This is a genomic window from Pseudomonas sp. NFIX49 (genome assembly GCF_900115915.1).
Lineage (GTDB): Bacteria > Pseudomonadota > Gammaproteobacteria > Pseudomonadales > Pseudomonadaceae > Aquipseudomonas > Aquipseudomonas pharyngis.
Genome location: NZ_FOYE01000005.1, coordinates 201,966 through 216,900 on the forward strand (window position 1 = coordinate 201,966; position 14,935 = coordinate 216,900).

Annotated in this window: 17 protein-coding genes; 10 read left to right on the forward strand and 7 right to left on the reverse strand. The window is 62.1% G+C overall.

All coding sequences use genetic code 11. From position 1 onward, the window contains the following. Window positions 1–424: 424 nt before the first annotated feature. Complete coding sequence (gene argH / locus BMZ46_RS15845; RefSeq protein WP_011336517.1) at window positions 425–1,819, forward strand: argininosuccinate lyase; 1,395 nt, start codon at window positions 425–427, stop codon at window positions 1,817–1,819. Between the two features lie 110 nt (window positions 1,820–1,929). On the opposite strand, the gene BMZ46_RS15850 is transcribed toward argH, so the two are convergent. Continuing rightward, entirely contained in the window at window positions 1,930–2,589 is a 660-nt protein-coding gene (locus tag BMZ46_RS15850) for a glutathione S-transferase family protein (RefSeq protein ID WP_074690019.1), read from the reverse strand. 123 nt (window positions 2,590–2,712) lie between these two features. On the opposite strand from BMZ46_RS15850, the gene BMZ46_RS15855 reads away from it, so the two are divergent. The 3 genes from BMZ46_RS15855 (at window position 2,713) to BMZ46_RS15865 (ending at window position 6,472) form a co-directional block, all read left to right on the forward strand. After that, window positions 2,713–2,997, forward strand: coding sequence for a hypothetical protein (locus BMZ46_RS15855; protein ID WP_007951881.1), 285 nt, complete (start codon window positions 2,713–2,715; stop codon window positions 2,995–2,997). A gap of 191 nt (window positions 2,998–3,188) precedes the next feature. Further along, complete coding sequence (locus BMZ46_RS15860) at window positions 3,189–3,434, forward strand: TIGR02647 family protein (protein ID WP_007951883.1); 246 nt, start codon at window positions 3,189–3,191, stop codon at window positions 3,432–3,434. A 194-nt stretch (window positions 3,435–3,628) separates the two neighbouring features. After that, a complete protein-coding gene (locus BMZ46_RS15865; protein ID WP_074690017.1) occupies window positions 3,629–6,472 on the forward strand; it encodes a class I adenylate cyclase in 2,844 nt (947 codons plus the stop codon). A gap of 6 nt (window positions 6,473–6,478) precedes the next feature. Here the strand turns inward: BMZ46_RS15865 and rnk are convergent, their stop codons facing one another. From rnk to cyaY, 3 genes are all read right to left on the reverse strand, one after another. Beyond that, window positions 6,479–6,889, reverse strand: coding sequence for a nucleoside diphosphate kinase regulator (gene rnk / locus BMZ46_RS15870; RefSeq protein WP_007951886.1), 411 nt, complete (start codon window positions 6,887–6,889; stop codon window positions 6,479–6,481). Window positions 6,890–7,017: 128 nt separating this feature from the next. Further along, on the reverse strand, window positions 7,018–7,242 hold the full coding sequence (locus tag BMZ46_RS15875) for a DUF1289 domain-containing protein (protein ID WP_074690015.1): 225 nt from the start codon (window positions 7,240–7,242) through the stop codon (window positions 7,018–7,020). Between the two features lie 4 nt (window positions 7,243–7,246). After that, on the reverse strand, window positions 7,247–7,579 hold the full coding sequence (cyaY, locus tag BMZ46_RS15880) for an iron donor protein CyaY (protein ID WP_007951887.1): 333 nt from the start codon (window positions 7,577–7,579) through the stop codon (window positions 7,247–7,249). Between the two features lie 239 nt (window positions 7,580–7,818). Here cyaY and BMZ46_RS15885 point away from each other — a divergent pair, with 239 nt between their 5' ends. The 6 genes from BMZ46_RS15885 to BMZ46_RS15910 are packed head-to-tail and all read left to right on the forward strand — an operon-like array spanning window position 7,819 to window position 12,426. Continuing rightward, complete coding sequence (locus BMZ46_RS15885; RefSeq protein ID WP_007951888.1) at window positions 7,819–7,992, forward strand: LPS translocon maturation chaperone LptM; 174 nt, start codon at window positions 7,819–7,821, stop codon at window positions 7,990–7,992. A 9-nt stretch (window positions 7,993–8,001) separates the two neighbouring features. Continuing rightward, window positions 8,002–9,249, forward strand: a complete 1,248-nt coding sequence (lysA, locus tag BMZ46_RS15890; protein WP_064600345.1) for a diaminopimelate decarboxylase — start codon at window positions 8,002–8,004, stop codon at window positions 9,247–9,249. 4 nt (window positions 9,250–9,253) lie between these two features. Next, window positions 9,254–10,084, forward strand: coding sequence for a diaminopimelate epimerase (gene dapF / locus BMZ46_RS15895; RefSeq protein WP_011336523.1), 831 nt, complete (start codon window positions 9,254–9,256; stop codon window positions 10,082–10,084). Window positions 10,085–10,097: 13 nt separating this feature from the next. Beyond that, the gene (locus BMZ46_RS15900) at window positions 10,098–10,823 is read left to right on the forward strand and encodes a DUF484 family protein (RefSeq protein WP_007951894.1); all 726 of its coding nucleotides are present in this window, start codon (window positions 10,098–10,100) and stop codon (window positions 10,821–10,823) included. A 2-nt stretch (window positions 10,824–10,825) separates the two neighbouring features. After that, the gene (xerC, locus tag BMZ46_RS15905; RefSeq protein WP_074690013.1) at window positions 10,826–11,725 is read left to right on the forward strand and encodes a tyrosine recombinase XerC; all 900 of its coding nucleotides are present in this window, start codon (window positions 10,826–10,828) and stop codon (window positions 11,723–11,725) included. Then, the gene (locus BMZ46_RS15910) at window positions 11,722–12,426 is read left to right on the forward strand and encodes an HAD family hydrolase (protein ID WP_074690011.1); all 705 of its coding nucleotides are present in this window, start codon (window positions 11,722–11,724) and stop codon (window positions 12,424–12,426) included. Before xerC ends, BMZ46_RS15910 begins: the two co-directional genes overlap by 4 nt. Window positions 12,427–12,491: 65 nt before the next feature. Here the strand turns inward: BMZ46_RS15910 and sutA are convergent, their stop codons facing one another. The 3 genes from sutA to BMZ46_RS15925 form a co-directional block, all read right to left on the reverse strand. After that, on the reverse strand, window positions 12,492–12,818 hold the full coding sequence (sutA, locus tag BMZ46_RS15915) for a transcriptional regulator SutA (protein WP_039765264.1): 327 nt from the start codon (window positions 12,816–12,818) through the stop codon (window positions 12,492–12,494). 102 nt (window positions 12,819–12,920) lie between these two features. After that, the gene (locus tag BMZ46_RS15920) at window positions 12,921–13,346 is read right to left on the reverse strand and encodes a secondary thiamine-phosphate synthase enzyme YjbQ (protein WP_039765261.1); all 426 of its coding nucleotides are present in this window, start codon (window positions 13,344–13,346) and stop codon (window positions 12,921–12,923) included. A 215-nt stretch (window positions 13,347–13,561) separates the two neighbouring features. Continuing rightward, a complete protein-coding gene (locus BMZ46_RS15925; RefSeq protein ID WP_007951904.1) occupies window positions 13,562–14,899 on the reverse strand; it encodes an ammonium transporter in 1,338 nt (445 codons plus the stop codon). Between the last annotated feature and the right edge of the window lie 36 nt (window positions 14,900–14,935).

Here is a 14,935-nt window from a genome sequence, read left to right on the forward strand (position 1 = left end):
TGGAGTGACGTCCGTCACCGCGATCCACGCTAAGACTAGCGCGAGCGCCAAAAAGTGCCGTACGTCGGCCGGCAATATTTGCCGACACCCGCAACGTACCGCCCGACGCCCGTCGCCGACTGCGTTTTACGCAGGGTATGCCAATGGCCAATACACCCACCCCTCTCTCTTCTTATAGTCGGTGGCCGGATCTTTGCCCGATCCGTGGTCACCCGACCCCTATGTCCTACTGTAGACGCTCGTCGGGCCGATATTGCTCAATCGGAAAATATCCTTGCGCAAATCCCCCGGGGACGCCGACAACTATGGCGGAGCGAATGAGAAAAAAACGTATCGACCAGTGTCAGCGACAGGATTGGCAACCCTGTTATTATCCGCGCCAGCGTTTCACGCCTTCTTTCTTCAAGCCGATACGAGCGAATTCATGAGCACTGACAAGACCAATCAGTCCTGGGGCGGCCGCTTCAGTGAACCCGTCGACGCCTTCGTCGCCCGCTTCACCGCCTCCGTCACTTTCGACCAGCGCCTGTATCGCCACGACATCATGGGCTCGATCGCCCACGCCACCATGCTGGCCAAGGTCGGCGTGCTGACGGATGCCGAGCGCGACAGCATCATCGATGGCCTGAAGACCATCCAGGGCGAAATCGAGGCCGGCCAGTTCGACTGGCGCGTCGACCTCGAAGACGTGCACATGAACATCGAGGCACGCCTGACCGACCGCATCGGCGTCACCGGCAAGAAGCTGCACACCGGCCGCAGCCGTAACGACCAGGTCGCCACCGACATACGCCTGTGGCTGCGTGACGAGATCGACCTGATCCTGAGCGAAATCACCCGCCTGCAAAAAGGCCTGCTGGAGCAGGCCGAGCGTGAAGCCGCGAGCATCATGCCGGGCTTCACCCACCTGCAGACCGCTCAGCCGGTGACCTTCGGGCACCACATGCTGGCCTGGTTCGAAATGCTCAGCCGCGACTACGAGCGTCTGGTCGACTGCCGCAAGCGCACCAACCGCATGCCGCTGGGCAGCGCCGCACTGGCCGGCACCACTTACCCGATCGACCGCGAATACACCGCGCAACTGCTGGGCTTCGACGCCGTCGGCGGCAACTCGCTGGACAACGTGTCCGACCGTGACTTCGCCATCGAATTCTGCTCGGCCGCGAGCATCGCGATGATGCACCTGTCGCGCTTCTCCGAAGAGCTGGTGCTGTGGACCAGCGCGCAGTTCCAGTTCATCGATCTGCCGGACCGTTTCTGCACCGGCAGCTCGATCATGCCGCAGAAGAAAAACCCGGATGTTCCGGAGCTGGTACGTGGCAAGACCGGCCGCGTGTTCGGCGCCCTGATGGGCCTGCTGACCCTGATGAAAGGCCAGCCGCTGGCCTACAACAAGGACAACCAGGAAGACAAGGAACCGCTGTTCGACGCCGCCGACACCCTGCGCGACTCGCTGCGTGCCTTTGCCGACATGATCCCGGCGATCAAGCCAAAGCACGCGATCATGCGCGAAGCGGCGCTGCGCGGTTTCTCCACCGCTACCGATCTGGCCGACTACCTGGTTCGCCGTGGCCTGCCGTTCCGTGACTGCCACGAAATCGTCGGCCACGCCGTGAAGTATGGCGTCGACACCGGCAAGGATCTGGCGGAAATGAGCCTGGAAGAACTGCGCCAGTTCAGCGACCAGATCGAGCAGGACGTGTTTGCCGTGCTGACCCTCGAAGGCTCGGTAAATGCCCGTGACCACATCGGCGGCACTGCGCCGGCGCAGGTCAAGGCTGCCGTGGTTCGCGGTCAGGCGCTGATCGCCAGCCGCTAAAAGCCAGAAGCATCGCCAGCAGGCTGGCTCCCACATTCTGGATCTGTGAATACAAATTCAGTGTGGGAGCCAGCCTGCTGGCGATTGCTCTTTCAAAAACGCTAAAACTGCTACTTCTTCGCAGCGATCATCGCCAAAAACGCCGGCATCGCCGCATCTTTATCCGCCGCAATCTTCTGCACGTGCGGATTCTGCTCAAGCCGCTCCAGCAGCGCCTTGGCCTTCGGCATCTGCGCCAGCAAATCCAGACCGAACAGTTTGTGCCCCACCGCTGCCGCGAGCGGGACGCTGTAGAGAAAGTACAAATCCGCAATGCTCAGGCTGTCGCCCGCCACATACGGGGCGAACTTGCCGTGACGGCCCAGCGCCGCAAAGCCCAGCAGCAATTCAGCCTTGGTTTTCTCCTTGATCGCTTCCGGCAGCGTCGTACCGAAAAACGCCTCGCCATAGCAGGCACGGGCCGGCAGCTCGATGTACAGCTCGATTTCCTTGGCCACCGCCAGCACCTGAGCGCGGGCAAACGGCTCGGTCGGCAACAGCGGGACACCCTTCTGGCTGCTTTCAAGGTATTCGAGCATCACCATCGTTTCATTGATGTAGCCACCTTCGGTCCCCAGCACCGGCACCTTGCCGCGCGGGCTGATGGCCAGGGACTCCGGCGTTGGCGTCGGGTAGAACGTGACCTCTTCGAACGGCAGGTCTTTTTCCAGCAGCGCCAGCTTGACCATGTTGTAGTAGTTGCTGACGGAGAATCCATAGAGCTTGAACATCACATAGCCTCCAGGCCGTGCGGGGTGGGCAGTGCCTGTTTATAGATCGCACCAGGGATTCGCGCCAGCAGCATCACGCCGCTGAATGCGGGTAAACTGGCGCCTTTCCTTGAGGAGCCTGCCATGAGCGAGCCGACTGACATCGACAATGATGAAGAAGAGTTCACCGAATCGACGCTGATCGAAGCGATCGAGAACCAGATCGAAAGCGACAACCCGCCAGCGGCCAAGGCAACCTTCAACAAGCTGACGCTGGTCGGTTACGAGCGTGATGACATCCTGAATCTGATGGCCCACGTGCTGGCCTGTGAAATCGACGCGATGCTCGACGAAGACCGCGCGTTCGATACCGAGTGGTACGAAACCGCGCTGCGCGCACTGCCGGAACTGCCACCGGAAAAGCAGTAAACGGCCCCGCCCTGTGGGAGCCCGCCTGCTCCCACACAATTTGTCACCCATCTGCGCGGCCTTCTGCCGCCCCCTGACTACACTGGAATCCACCCCGGGACAAAAACCCTGACACGCGCACTGGACAGGCCGCGCCGGCAGGTTCACCTTAGGGGCGCTGTCGTCCAATTCCTAGAAAGTCTGGAGTCCTTATGTCGCTTACCCCTGAGTTGGTTGCCGAACTGGAAGTCCTTGCACTCTTCAACCTGGACAGTTCCCAGGAAGGTCTGAAAATTCATCAGACCGCTGCCCCGAAGCACATTGCCGCCGCACAACGCCTGTTCGAAAAAGAACTGACAGACCAGCCTGATGGCGGTTACCTGACCAGCCTCGGTCGCGATGCCGCACAAAACGTGCAAACCGTACTGACGATTCTCAAAGAGCAGCAAACCGCCTGATCCTTCCGACTTTGCCCACGGAAACCCCTGTCACGGGATTTCCGCGGGCCAGCCATGAACGTCGTCCATCACCGCGCGATAGAAATCTGACGTCAAAAAACAAATTCAGCTTAAAACTCCTGCCGCTCAGGCGCTAAACTCCCGGACACCCGAGACCCCTTGCCTCCGAGCCCTGCGCGCCGGTTTGAGCCGACATGACCCGCACCCATGAAATCCGCCCCGACCTCGACGAAGGCATCGACCGCAAGGTACTCAGCCAGCTACGTGCACGCTTTCTGAAACTCAATGAAGGCCGCCTGAACCGGGCGCGGGAAGGCCTGTCGACGCGCCAGCAAAGTGTGCTGACGCTGCTGCCGCTGTTTTTTCACGTTAATCATCCGCTGCTGCCGGGTTATGTCTCGGGCAGCACGCCAACCGGGCTGTCAAATTACGAGCCTGACGCCGAGGCGCTCGCCGAAGCCCAGCGCCTGACCCGCTCGTTTTCCTACAAGCCGCGTCACGGAAGCAACCCGCCACGGCCGATTCACGGTCTGTTCCTGATGGGCAGCCTCGGCACGCTGGCCCAGGCAGACCAGAGCGACATGGACGTGTGGGTCTGCCACGCCCCCGACCTGAGCGATAGTGAGCTGGCCGAACTGCGCAAGAAATGCCAGTTGCTCGAAACCTGGGCCGCCAGCCAGGGAGCCGAGGCGCACTTTTTCCTGATCGACCCGGTGCGTTTCGTCAAAGGCGAACGCGATACTCAGCTCAGCTCCGAAGATTGCGGCACCACCCAGCACTATCTGCTGCTGGACGAGTTCTACCGCACCGCGATCTGGCTCGCCGGGCGCACGCCGATCTGGTGGCTGGTGCCGGTCTACGAAGAACGAGCCTACGACGCGTACACCCACACCCTGATTTCCAAGCGTTTCATCCGCAACGATGAAACACTCGACCTGGGGCCGATGGCGCACATTCCGCCGGGCGAATTCGTCGGCGCCGGGCTGTGGCAACTGTTCAAGGGCATCGAGTCACCTTACAAATCGGTGCTCAAGCTGCTGCTGACCGAGGTCTACGCCAGCGAGCATCCGCATGTGCAGTGCCTGAGCCTGCGCTTCAAGCAAGCGGTGTTCGCCAATCGGCTGGACCTCGACGAGCTGGATCCGTACATGGTGGTCTACCGCCGGATCGAGGAATACCTCACAGCGCGCAACGAACCGGAGCGGCTTGAGCTGGTACGCCGTGCGCTGTACCTCAAGGTCAACCGCAAGCTCACCGGCAACAGCCGAACCCAGAGTTGGCAGCGCTCACTGCTGGAAAGACTGGCCAGCGAATGGCATTGGGATCAGCGGCAACTGGCGCTGCTCGACAGCCGCAGCCAGTGGAAAGTCCGCCAAGTCAGCGCCGAACGCCGGGCGCTGGTCAACGAACTCAATTACAGCTATCGATTCCTGACCCAGTTCGCCCGCGCAGAGCAGACCGTCAGCCTGATCAACAAGCGCGACCTCAACGTTCTCGGACGGCGCCTGTATGCGGCGTTCGAGCGCAAGGCGGACAAGGTCGAGTTCATCAATCCCGGCATCGCCCCGGACCTGGCCGAAGACACCCTGACCCTGGTGCAATCGCCGAACAAAAAGGAACCGGGCCAGACCCAGTGGGGCCTTTACAACGGCAGCCTGACAGCGCTGGAGTGGGAACACTTCGCACCGATCAAGCGCAGCCGCGAGTTGCTGGAATTGTTGACCTGGTGCCACCGCAACGGCGTGATCGACAGCAGCACCCGACTGGCCCTGCACCCCGGCACCAGCGACATGAGCGAGTTCGAGCTGTTCAACCTGCTCGGCAGCCTGCAACAGAGCATCCCCCTGCCCTTGCCGACCGTTGCCGAAGAACCGCTGCTGCGCGCCGCCGTGCCGACCGAAGTGTTGATGCTGGTGAATGTCGGGGTCGATCCGCTCAAGCATCACCGCGACCTGAACATCCTGATGACCACCGAGCGCACGGACTCCCTGAGCTATGCCGGTGTGCGCGAGAATCTGGTGCTGACCCTGGATCAGGTCACGCTTAACAGCTGGAACGAAGTGCTGGTCAACCGCTTCGACGGCCCGCATGCCCTGATGGACTGCCTGCGCGATTACCTCAACAATCTGCCGCGCGGAGCGCAACAACCCTCGCTGCGAGTGCGCTGTTTCTGTCATAACCGCGCGCAATTCATCGCCCGCCGGGTGGAAGAAATTGTCGACACCGCGCAGACCCTGTTGCTCAGCGACCTGAATCACCGCTACCTGATCCAGGTGCAGCAGCATTACCACGTGCTGGAACTGGTGCCGGGCCAGGTCAGCCATGTCGCCCTCGCCACCCTGCCGGCGCTGCTCGATTACCTGGGCGAGGAACAGCCGCGCTACAGTCCGCTGCACCTGGACCCGATGGCGCTGGAAGACCACGACCTGGCGCTGATCCTGCCGATGGGCCAGCCTGAATGCATTCAGGTGTTCTACCGGATCACCGAACAAACCGCCGAGCTGTACGTACTCGACGAATTCAATGCGCTGTGGCAACAGCACTTGCCCTTTCACGACGAGCAAAGCCTGTTGGTGCCATTGCAGCGGTTCCTGCAGTCGATCCAGTTCCGCCGCGAAGCGCTGCTGCCGATGGATGCGGGCCATGCCGCCAGCCTTGAAATCTTGTATTACCAGTTATTGCCATCAGGGCCGGGACGCGCGCGACGGGTCGAAATGCGCCCGGCGCCGCAGACGCCGGTCAACAAACCGTTCTACGACGTGCAGGCGATCGTCGGCAAAGCCGCGCCCGGCGAGGTGCAGGTCACGCTGTATTGCAATCAACGGGAATTCAGCGAGCTGGAACATGGCGACCAGCTGTTCAGCGTGGTCGCCCGGGAGATCGTCGGGCAGCGCCGGGAAACCGAGCGCTACCGCTGCTACATCACCGACCTGGACCTGTCGGGCGTGATCGGTGACGGGCAGAGTTCGAGCAATCTGTATCTGCGTTACAAGGCCGACCTGGAACGCTCTCTGAACGAGGCGCTCGAGCAGGTCTGAGGCGGGTTACTCCGGGAAATCACCGCCGTTGGCCGGCTGCGATTCGACTTCGAGCAAGGTCAGTTTCAGGGTCTTGCCGCCCGGGGCTGGCCAGTCGATGTGCTGACCAACCTTCAGGCCCAGCAGCGCACTGCCGACCGGGGCCAGGATCGAGACTTTGCCTTCGTCGGCGTTGGCGTGCTTCGGATAGACCAGGGTCAGGTGGTAGTCCTTGCCACTGCTTTCTTCGCGGCAGTGCACACGGGAATTCATCGTCACGACATCGGCAGGCACTTCATCGTGACCGACCAGGGTATCGGCGCGGTCCAGTTCGGTTTGCAGCGCGATCACGCCCGGCAGCGTGTCATCCAGGCTGTCGATCAGGCGCTCCAGACGTTGCACGTCCAGACGGGTAAGGGTGATGGAAGGTGCGGTCATGATCCGGGCAGACTCCTTTCTTCTGCACACAAAAAAAGCAAAACCCCGCCAAAAAAGACGGGGTTTTCACCAGGCCTCGATGGGTTGAGGCGTTTCCGGACACTATCACAGCTCAAAAAATATACAAGCTACGCGCCGGCGAGCTGCCGGCGCTGAGCGGCCTGCGCACAAATCACCCGACGGCGCTCGTCATCGGCCGAACGCCACTCGCGGATGTCTTCGACATGGCGCATGCAACCGAGGCAGACCTTCTGCTCATCCAGCCGGCACACGCCGGTGCACGGCGAAGGCACGGCCGGGCTGACGTTGCTGTAGAGCGGCTTCGGCGGACGGGCGGGCGCGGTGTCAGTCACGAAATCACAGGCCTTCGAAATCGAATTCGGTGCCGGCCTGCTGCTTGACGATGCGCTCGAGCATTTCGCCCAGCTGTTCTTCGCTCTTGTCGCACATCCAGCGTTCGCTTTCTTCGTCGTAGTCGAAGTGGAAACCGCCGGACACCGCGGCCAGCCACAGCTGCCGCAACGGTTCCTGACGACTGAAGATCAGCTGGGTGCCGTTCTCGAACTTGACGGTCAGCACACCGGCCGAGTTCTCCATGTCGATGTCCAGGTCGCTGTCGTCGAAGATGTCTTCCAGTTTTTCCTGGGTTTCATCGACCAGATCGTGGAAACGGGCTTCGGACAAACTCATTGCGGCAACCTCAAAAAATGTCTGATCAGGCTCAAGCGCCGCAAGATACGGACGCTGCCAGCCGATTGCAAAGGATAACGACCAAGCGCCCTGCCCGGCGACGAAATATCCACCCGCCACGCGGGAAAAGTTTCCGCGCCGCAGCCCGAGCCCCGCCGGACGGGAGTTCCGTCGCATAGGCAAGCTGCCGGGTGGCCGGTATACTCCGGCGCAATTAACGCATTTTCAAGGATTTCGCCATGAAGCGCCTGATCTCTTCCCTTGCTGCGCTCGTCGCGGTTGCCTGTCTCGTTTCGGCCTGCGGTCAGAAAGGCCCGCTGTACCTGCCCGATGAAGATCAGGACCCGGCCGAGCAAGCCCAGTCTTCGCAAAAGCAGCCTGTCTCCAAGGCACACAAGCACGACGTTTACTAAGGGATCGCCATGGACGCTTTTAACTACCGTGGCGGGGAGCTGTTCGCGGAAGGTGTGGCGCTGTCCGCCATCGCCGATCGCTTCGGCACACCGACCTACGTCTACTCCCGCGCCCACATCGAGGCCCAGTACCTGGCCTACGCCGATGCGCTGGCCGGCATGCCGCACCTGGTATGCTTCGCGGTCAAGGCCAACTCCAACCTCGGCGTCCTGAATGTCCTGGCCCGTATCGGCGCCGGTTTCGACATCGTCTCCCGTGGCGAGCTGGAACGCGTGCTGGCCGCCGGCGGCAGCCCGGACAAGATCGTGTTCTCCGGCGTCGGCAAGACCCGTGACGACATGCGCCGTGCGCTGGAAGTCGGCGTGCATTGCTTCAACGTCGAATCCACCGACGAGCTCGAGCGCCTGCAAGTGGTCGCTGCCGAGTTGGGCGTTCGCGCGCCGATCTCGCTGCGCGTGAACCCGGACGTCGATGCCGGCACCCACCCGTACATCTCCACCGGTCTCAAAGAGAACAAGTTCGGCATCGCCATCGCCGACGCCGAAGACGTGTACGTGCGTGCCGCGCACCTGCCGAACCTGGAAGTGGTCGGCGTCGACTGCCACATCGGTTCGCAACTGACCACCCTGCCGCCGTTCCTCGATGCCCTCGATCGCCTGCTGGATCTGGTTGATCGCCTCGGCGATTGCGGCATCCACCTGCGCCACATCGATCTCGGTGGCGGCCTGGGTGTGCGTTATCGCGACGAAGAGCCGCCATTGGCTGCCGATTACATCAAGGCTGTGCGCGAGCGTCTGGTTGGCCGTGATCTGGCGCTGGTGTTCGAACCGGGCCGCTTCATCGTCGCCAACGCCGGCGTGCTGCTGACTCAGGTCGAGTACCTCAAGCACACCGAGCACAAAGACTTCGCCATCGTCGACGCGGCCATGAACGACCTGATCCGCCCGGCGCTGTACCAGGCCTGGATGGACGTGACCGCGGTCAAACCGCGCGACACCGCCGCACGCAAGTACGACGTGGTCGGCCCGATCTGCGAAACCGGCGACTTCCTCGCCAAGGAACGCGAACTGGCGCTGGAAGAAGGCGATCTGCTGGCCGTGCATTCGGCCGGTGCCTACGGTTTCGTGATGAGCTCCAACTACAACACCCGCGGCCGTGCCGCCGAAGTGCTGGTGGATGGCGATCAGGCCTTTGAAGTGCGTCGCCGCGAAACCGTGGCCGAGCTGTTTGCCGGCGAAAGCCTGCTGCCGGAGTAACCCCATGCTGCTGCGTTTTACCAAGATGCACGGCCTGGGCAACGACTTCATGGTCCTCGACCTGGTCAGCCAGCACGCGCATATTCAGCCCAAGCACGCAAAAATGTGGGGCGACCGGCACACCGGCATCGGTTTCGACCAGTTGCTGATCGTCGAAGCGCCGAGCAATCCGGATGTGGACTTCCGTTACCGGATCTTCAACTCCGACGGTTCCGAAGTGGAGCAGTGCGGTAATGGTGCGCGCTGCTTCGCCCGCTTCGTGCTCGACAAGCGTCTGACCGCCAAACGGCAGATCCGCGTCGAGACCAAGGGCGGCATCATCGAACTGGACGTGCGTAACGACGGCCAGATCGGCGTGAACATGGGCGCCCCGCGCCTGGTGCCAGCGGACATTCCGTTCCAGGCGCCGGAGCAGGCCCTGAGTTATCAGGTGGATGTCGACGGTACGCCGGTCGATCTGGCAGCGGTGTCCATGGGCAACCCCCATGCGGTGCTGCGAGTCAGCGATATCAACACTGCACCGGTGCATGAACTGGGGCCGAAAATCGAACATCACCCGCGCTTCCCGGCGCGGGTCAACGTCGGTTTTCTCCAGGTCATCGACCGCCATCGCGCACAACTGCGCGTCTGGGAACGCGGCGCCGGGGAAACCCAGGCCTGCGGCACCGGTGCCTGCGCTGCTGCTGTAGCGGCGATCAGTCAGGGGTGGATGGATTCGCCACTGTTGATCGACCTGCCGGGCGGGCGCCTGTCCATTGAGTGGGCAGGCCCCGGCCAACCGGTGTTGATGACCGGCCCGGCAGTGCGCGTATACGAAGGACAAGTGCGTCTTTGAGTGAGCAGAAGCCATGACCGATAAGCCTCAGGTACCCGCCCGACAGTCCGGTGAATCAGCGTCCGAGAGCCTGGAGGCGGCAGCAGTTGCCGCGTACCTGGAGGCTCATCCGGACTTCTTCGTCGAGCATGAAGAACTGCTGCCGTCCCTGCGTATCCCCCATCAGCGCGGCGATACCGTTTCGCTGGTCGAGCGCCAGATGGCCATCCTGCGCGACCGCAACATCGAGATGCGCCATCGCCTCTCGCATTTGATGGACGTCGCTCGGGACAACGATCGCCTGTTCGACAAGACCCGTCGCCTGATCCTCGCCCTGATGGACGCTGCCACTCTGGAAGATGTGGTGATCAGCGTCGAAGACAGCCTGCGCCAGGATTTTCAGGTGCCCTTTGTCAGCCTGATTCTGCTCGGCGACAACCCGGCCCCGGTCGGCCGCTGGGTGACCCACGCCGACGCGCAGACGGCCATCGGCGGGTTGCTCACCGAAGGCAAGAGCGTCAGCGGCAGCCTGCGTGAGCACGAGCTGGACTTCCTGTTCGGCGAAGAACAGCGCAAGCAGATCGGCTCCACCGCCGTGGTCGCCGTCAGCCACCAGGGCATCCACGGAATCCTGGCCATCGCCAGCCGTGATCCGCAGCACTACAAGAGCTCGGTCGGCACGCTGTTCCTCAGCTACATCGCCGAAGTCATGGGTCGCGTGCTGCCACGGGTCAACAGCTCCCTGCGCTCGGTACGCTGAGCATGGAACGACAACTGGACGCTTACTGCGAACACCTGCGCAGTGAGCGGCAGGTGTCGCCACACACGCTGTCGGCCTACCGCCGCGACCTCGACAAAGTCCTCGGCTGGTGCATCAAACAGAACATCGGCAGTTGGCAGGCGCTGGACATTCAGCGTCTGCGCAGCCTGATCGCCCGCCTGCATGCCCAGGGCCAGTCCTCGCGCAGTCTGGCGCGCCTGCTCTCGGCGGTGCGCGGGCTCTATCACTATCTGAATCGCGAAGGCCTCTGCGACCACGATCCGGCCACCGGCCTGGCACCGCCCAAAGGCGAACGCCGCCTGCCGAAAACCCTCGACACGGACCGCGCCCTGCAACTGCTTGAAGGTGCGGTCGAGGACGATTTTCTCGCGCGGCGCGATCAGGCGATTCTGGAGCTGTTCTATTCTTCCGGCCTGCGCCTGTCGGAGCTGACCGGGCTCAATCTCGATCAGCTCGATCTGGCCGACGGCCTGGTTCAGGTACTCGGCAAGGGCAGCAAGACGCGCCTGTTGCCGGTCGGCAAAAAAGCCCGGGAAGCACTGGAGCAATGGCTGCCGTTGCGGGCGCTGACCAATCCGGCGGACGACGCGGTATTCGTCAGCCAGCAGGGCCGACGCCTCGGCCCGCGCGCGATTCAGGTGCGGGTCAAACTGGCCGGCGAGCGCGAACTGGGGCAGAACCTGCACCCGCACATGCTGCGGCACTCCTTCGCCAGCCATTTGCTCGAGTCCTCCCAAGACCTGCGCGCGGTGCAGGAATTGCTCGGCCACTCGGACATCAAGACCACCCAGATCTATACCCACCTGGACTTCCAGCACCTGGCGGCGGTCTACGACAGCGCCCATCCACGGGCCAAACGCATGAAAGGCGACGATTCATGAGCATCCAGTTGATCACCTTCGACCTCGACGACACCCTGTGGGACACCGCCCCGGTGATCTTCAGCGCCGAAGCGGTTTTGCGCGAATGGCTGAGCGAGCATGCGCCGAATCTGGGCGCGGTACCGGTGGAGCATCTGTGGTCGATCCGTGAGCGGGTACTGGCCAATGAACCGGGACTGAAACACCGCATCAGCGCGCTGCGCCGGCGAGTGCTGTTCCATGCGCTGGAGGAAGCCGGATACGCCCACAGCGAAGCGTCGGATCTGGCGGACAAGAGTTTTGAAGTGTTTCTGCATGCGCGGCATCAGATCGAGGTGTTCCCGGAAGTCGAGCCGATTCTGGAAACTCTCGCCAAACACTACGCCCTCGGGGTGGTCACCAATGGCAACGCCGATGTCCGTCGTCTCGGACTGGCGGACTACTTCAAGTTTGCGCTGTGCGCCGAAGACATCGGCATCGCCAAGCCGGATGTGCGACTGTTCCATGAAGCGTTGCAGCGCGGTGGCGTGAGCGCCGAAGCCGCCGTGCATATCGGCGATCACCCGGGGGACGACATCGCCGGGGCGCAGCAGGCCGGTCTGCGAGCGATCTGGTTCAACCCCGCCGGCAAGGTCTGGGAAGCGGAGCGCCAGCCGGATGCCGAGATTCGCAGCCTGAACGATCTGCCCGCGGTGCTCGCCCGCTGGAACAGCCGCGGCTGATTTTCTTTCGCCCATGAAAAAGCCCGCAGCGACGGCGGGCTTTTTCAGCAAGCAAGCGCCACGCCTCAGATAGGGCGGCTGCCGTACTTGTTGTCCGGCTTCTTGGGCGGATCGGCGACCACGTTGGCCTCCACTTCCTGCACCTTGCCGCCGCGCGCAAGGAACTCTTCCATGGCCTTGGCCAGGGCATCGCGCTCCTTGTTCTTGGCTTCGATGCTCGGCAACTCGTCGACCGACACCGCCGCCTTGGCCTTGCCTTTGGCAGCCGGGACCGGCGTATCGTCACCGCCATCGTCTTCAGCAGCGTCTTCCGCTGCTGCTTCCAGACCGTCTTCGGCCTCGTCTTCGTCGCCTACTTCGAGGTCGTCGTTTTCCAGATCATCGTCGCTCATGTTCTACCTCATGACTTGCGAAAAGCAGATTAGTTATAGACCAGCTTTGGCGACTGTCGAAAGTCGCCGGAAAAAAATCAGTAACCATTGGTGACCAACGGTTTATGCCCCTTCACCGTGCAAGGTGGCGAGGACTTTACGGGCACCGCCATGATCACGGTGCTCGCCCAGGTAAACGCCTTGCCAGGTGCCCAGTGCCAGTCGACCCGCCGTTACCGGCAAACTGATCTGACAGCCCAGCACGCTGGCCTTGAAGTGCGCCGGGAGGTCGTCCAGGCCTTCGTCGTTATGCTCATAGCCGTCTGTTCCTTGTGGGATCAGACGATTGAAAAATCGTTCGAAGTCGCGACGTACCGCCGGATCGGCGTTCTCGTTGATGGTCAACGACGCCGAGGTATGCTGCAGCCACAAATGCAACAGACCGACCCGGCATGCCTTGAGTTCAGGCAGACCGGCGAGCAACTCGTCCGTCACCAGATGAAAGCCCCGGGGCCGTGCCCGCAGGGTTATCAGAGTCTGTTGCCACATACAGTTCTCCGCACGTTCGGGGCGCATTCTAGCGCGCTCTGGAAAAAAACAAAGGCCCTAATATTCCTTCAATGATGTAAGACTTTGGCCGCAGAAAAACACTCGTCGTAAACACGACCAAAGCAGTACGAAAAATCCTTTCAGCTGTATCAGGGAAGACAAATTCCAGATAAAAAAATGCCCGGCAAGCCGGGCAAGTTTTTTGCGGCGCGTGCTTACAGGTTGTAGCCGCGCTCGTTGTGTTGTGCCAGATCCAGGCCGACCGATTCTTCTTCCTCGGTTACGCGCAGACCCATCACGGCATCCAGCACCTTGAGGATGATGAAGGTGACGATCGCGGTGTAGATCACGGTGAAGCCGACGCCTTTGCACTGAATCCAGACTTGTGCGGCGATGTCGGTAACGGTGCCGAAGCCACCCAGCGACGGTGCAGCGAACACACCGGTCAGGATCGCGCCGAGGATACCGCCAATACCGTGCACGCCGAAGGCGTCCAGGGAGTCGTCATAACCGAGTTTGCGTTTCAGGGTGGTGGCGCAGAAGAAGCACACCACGCCTGCTGCCAGACCGATCACCAGTGCGCCCATCGGGCCCACGGTGCCAGCGGCCGGAGTGATCGCGACCAGACCTGCAACGACGCCGGATGCGATACCCAGTGCGCTTGGTTTGCCGTGAGTGATCCACTCGGCGAACATCCAGCCCAATGCAGCAGCGGCGGTCGCGATCTGGGTCACCAGCATCGCCATGCCGGCAGTGCCGTTGGCGGCCGCAGCGGAGCCGGCGTTGAAGCCGAACCAGCCGACCCACAGCATCGCCGCGCCCATCAGGGTGTAACCCAGATTGTGTGGCGCCATCGGGGTGGTCGGGAAACCTTTGCGTTTACCCAGTACCAGGCAGGCAATCAGACCGGCCACACCGGCGTTGATGTGCACCACGGTGCCGCCGGCGAAGTCGAGCACGCCCCAGTCCCACATCAGGCCGCCGTTGCCGGACCAGACCATGTGCGCGATCGGTGCGTAGACAAGGGTGAACCAGATGCCCATGAAGATCAGCATCGCGGAGAACTTCATCCGCTCGGCGAACGCACCGACGATCAGCGCCGGAGTGATGATCGCGAAGGTCATCTGGAAGGTGATGAAGACCGCCTCGGGGAACAGCGCCGCCGGGCCGGTCAGGCTCGCTGGGGTGACGCCGGCCAGGAACGCCTTGCCGAAACCGCCCACGAACGAATTGAAGTTGACGACGCCCTGCTCCATGCCGGTGGTGTCGAACGCGATGCTGTAGCCATAAATGACCCACAGGACGCTGATCAGACCGGTAATGGCGAAGCACTGCATCATCACGGAAAGAATGTTTTTCGACCGCACCATGCCGCCGTAGAACAGCGCGAGGCCGGGAATGGTCATGAACAGCACGAGGGCTGTGGAGGTCAGCATCCAGGCGGTGTCGCCGGAGTTCAGGACTGGGGCTGCCACTTCGTCTGCCGCCATGGCCAGGCCGGGCATTACGATAGACAACAGGGCTCCTAGCCCTGCGAATTTACGCAGAGTCATATTGTTTTCTCCTGGGGCGTTGGGTTTGTGGCGGCG